Source organism: Caballeronia sp. BR00000012568055 (assembly GCF_029439455.1).
Taxonomy (GTDB): domain Bacteria; phylum Pseudomonadota; class Gammaproteobacteria; order Burkholderiales; family Burkholderiaceae; genus Caballeronia.
In genome coordinates, this window is record NZ_JAQFVG010000188.1 from 1 (window position 1) to 3,151 (window position 3,151).

Annotated in this window: 3 protein-coding genes; all 3 read left to right on the top strand. The window is 61.8% G+C overall.

The genetic code is table 11. From position 1 onward, the window contains the following. Nucleotides 1-761: MFS transporter (locus tag P7F28_RS09705; RefSeq protein ID WP_277184287.1), on the top strand; the 761-nt coding region annotated here is incomplete at its 5' end. Nucleotides 762-948: 187 nt separating this feature from the next. Then, nucleotides 949-1,911, top strand: coding sequence for a PDR/VanB family oxidoreductase (locus tag P7F28_RS09710; RefSeq protein WP_277184288.1), 963 nt, complete (start codon nucleotides 949-951; stop codon nucleotides 1,909-1,911). 38 nt (nucleotides 1,912-1,949) lie between these two features. Continuing rightward, nucleotides 1,950-3,151, top strand: a 1,202-nt coding sequence (locus tag P7F28_RS09715) for a Rieske 2Fe-2S domain-containing protein (protein ID WP_277184289.1), incomplete at its 3' end; no start/stop codon positions are given.

Genomic DNA, 3,151 nt, shown 5'->3' on the forward strand with positions numbered 1-3,151 from the left:
GCCTGCCTGCACTGTTGATGGGCATTGTCGCGTTCTTCTATCTCGTCGACCGGCCGCAGGATGCGCGCTGGCTCGACGAAGACCAGAAAAAGATCATTCTCGACGCGCTCGCCGCCGATCGCGCAGAAAAGACGCCCGCGAAACACACGCGCCATCAATTGCTCGTCGCGCTGAAGGACCCGCGCGTGTATATCCTCGCAGCCGGATGGGGCACCGTGCCTTTGTGCGGCACCATCCTCAATTACTGGACGCCGACCATCATTCGTCAGGCGGGCGTGTCGGATGTGCTGAACGTAGGGTTGTTGTCGGCGTTGCCATACATCATCGGCGCGCTGGGGATGTTCGCGGTCGCGCGCAGTTCGGACGTGACGCTGGAACGGCGCTGGCACTTCTTCGTGTGCACGGCGATCGGCGCGCTCGGCGGCTTTCTGCTGCCGGTGCTCTCAGGCAATACGGCGGCGGCCATCGTATGTCTGGGCATGATCTCCATCTCCTACTTCGGCGCGGCGGCCATCATCTGGTCGATTCCCCCTGCCTATCTTTCCGATGAAGCCGCTGCCGCAGGCATCGGCGCGATCAGTTGTCTGGGCCAGGTCGGTGCATTCTGCGGCCCGATCGCGCTCGGCTGGATCAAGACGATGACCGGCAGCCTCGCCATCGGTCTTGCAGCGATTGCGGCCATCGTTCTGATCGGCGGGCTGGCCGTGCTGATCGGCGTGCCGGCCAATACGCTGCGCGAGCACGCGGAAAGGCATCCCTGAGCATCCGCTCTCGCAGCGCCGACGGCGCCTTCGTCATGAAGGCGCCGTTTTCATTTGCGGCACGCAGCGTACTTTCAGGGAAAACCCGCTTGCGTCTAAATGATTAGATATCTAATATAAAGGTCATGGTGATCGACGTTGAGGCATGGCGCGGTCGAATGAGGCGACAAGCAGGGGAGCAGGTGCAATGAACGACGAACTGTCATTCAGGACGCTCGTGGTGACGAAGAAGGATCAGGTGGCGGACGGGATCTTCCGTTTCGAATTGCGCGATGAAGCCGGGTGCGAACTGCCGCCCTTCACGGCGGGCGCGCATCTGACGGTGCGCGTGCCGAGCGGTGCGAACCGCAATTACTCGCTGTGCAACGACCCGAACGAAACCGACCGTTACATGATCGCGGTGAAGCGCGACGCCTCCGGCCGCGGCGGTTCGATCAGCATGACTGACGAAGTGGCCGAAGGCGGCCGCATCGAAGTGTCCGAGCCGCGCAACGAATTCGAACTGAGCGAACGGGCGCGCAGCTTCTTGTTCGTGGCGGGCGGCATCGGCATTACGCCCGTTCTGTCGATGATGCGTTATCTCAAAGCCACCGCCGGCCCGCGTTTCAAGCTCTATTACGTATCGCGCAGCCCGGAGACAACCGCGTTTCTCGATGAGCTGTCGAGCCCCGAATGGAAATCGCACGTGGTGGTTCATCACGATCACGGCGATCTCGCCAATGCGTTCGACTTCTGGCCGGTCTTCGAAAAGCCCGGCAGCGGCGCGCATGTCTACTGTTGCGGTCCACGCGCCTTGATGGACGGCGTGCGCGACATGACGGGCCACTGGCCGACCGGCACCGTGCATTTCGAGAGCTTCGGCGTCGATCAGTCGCGTGCTGCGGAGAACACGCCGTTCAGCGTGAAGCTGAAACGCTCGGGCCGCAGCTTCGACATTCCGAAGGACCGCTCGATTCTGGAGATCCTGCGCGACAACGGCATCCGCGCACCAAGCTCATGCGAGAGCGGCACCTGCGGATCGTGCCGCACGACGCTGTGCGCGGGTGAGGCGGACCATCGTGACATGGTGCTCGGCGATGGCGAAAAGCAAGATCAGATCATGATCTGCGTGTCACGCGCGAAGAGCGAAGAACTGGTGCTGGACCTCTGAGATATCCCCATTGAATACGTTGGTCAGGAGAAACGTAAATGCTCACGCATGAAGAAAACGAATTGTTGTGCCGTGTAGAAGGCGATGCCCCGATGGGCCAATTGATGCGCCGTCACTGGACGCCGGTCTGTCTGATCGAGGAAGTTAGCGAACCGGACGGCGCGCCGGTCAAGGCGCGAGTGTTCGGCGAAGACCTCGTCGTATTCCGCGACACGGACGGCAACGTCGGCGTGATGGACGAATACTGTCCGCATCGGCGTGTGTCGCTCGTGTACGGGCGCAATGAGGATTGCGGTCTGCGCTGTCTCTATCACGGCTGGAAGATGGATGTGAAGGGCAATGTGATTGAAATGGTCTCCGAACCCTCGTGCAGCGACATGACGAAGAAGGTGAAGCACAAGGCATACGAAACCAAGGAGTGGGGCGGCTTCGTCTGGGCCTACATGGGTCCGCAGGACGCGATTCCAGAGTTCGTGCCACCCGCATGGGCGCCGACCGAAGACACCCGCGTGACTATTGCGAAAGCGATCCTGCCGTGCAACTGGGCGCAGATTCTCGAAGGCGCGATCGACTCGGCGCATAGCTCCAGCCTGCATTCGTCGGACTTCGTGCCGGCGCGCGTGGGCGGCGCGGAAGCAAACTCGAAGAACTGGCTGCGTCCGTCGACGGACAAGGCGCCGCGCCTGCAGGTGCATCGCACGGAATACGGCTTCAGATATGCCGCCTTGCGCCGCCCGATCCAGAACGCCGCCACGCACGACTACGTGCGCTCGACCGTGTTTGTCGCGCCGGCTACGGCGTTGATTCCGCCGAACAATCTGTACAACGTCGCCAATATCAACGTCCCGTGCGACGACACCAGCACCGCGTTCTATTTCATGGCGTGGGGTCATCCCGACAAGACGCCCGAGACGGAAACGTGGCGCAAGTTTCTCGGCCAGCAGGTCGGCATCGATCTCGATGAGTTCTATCGTCCGCTGCGCAATCACGATAACCGCTTCTGGCAAGACCGCGAGGCGATGAAGGCGGGCAATTTCACCGGCATCAAGGGCTTTCCGAATCAGGACATCGCGATGTGGCTGACAATGGGCCCGATCGCGGATCGCACCGAAGAGCGGCTGGGCGCCAGCGATGTCGCGGTGGTCGAATTCCGCCGCCGCATGCTTGATGCGCTGAAGGCATTTCAGGCGGGCGAAGCGGCCATCGGCACGGGTGAGAAAACGATTCCCCGCAGCACGTG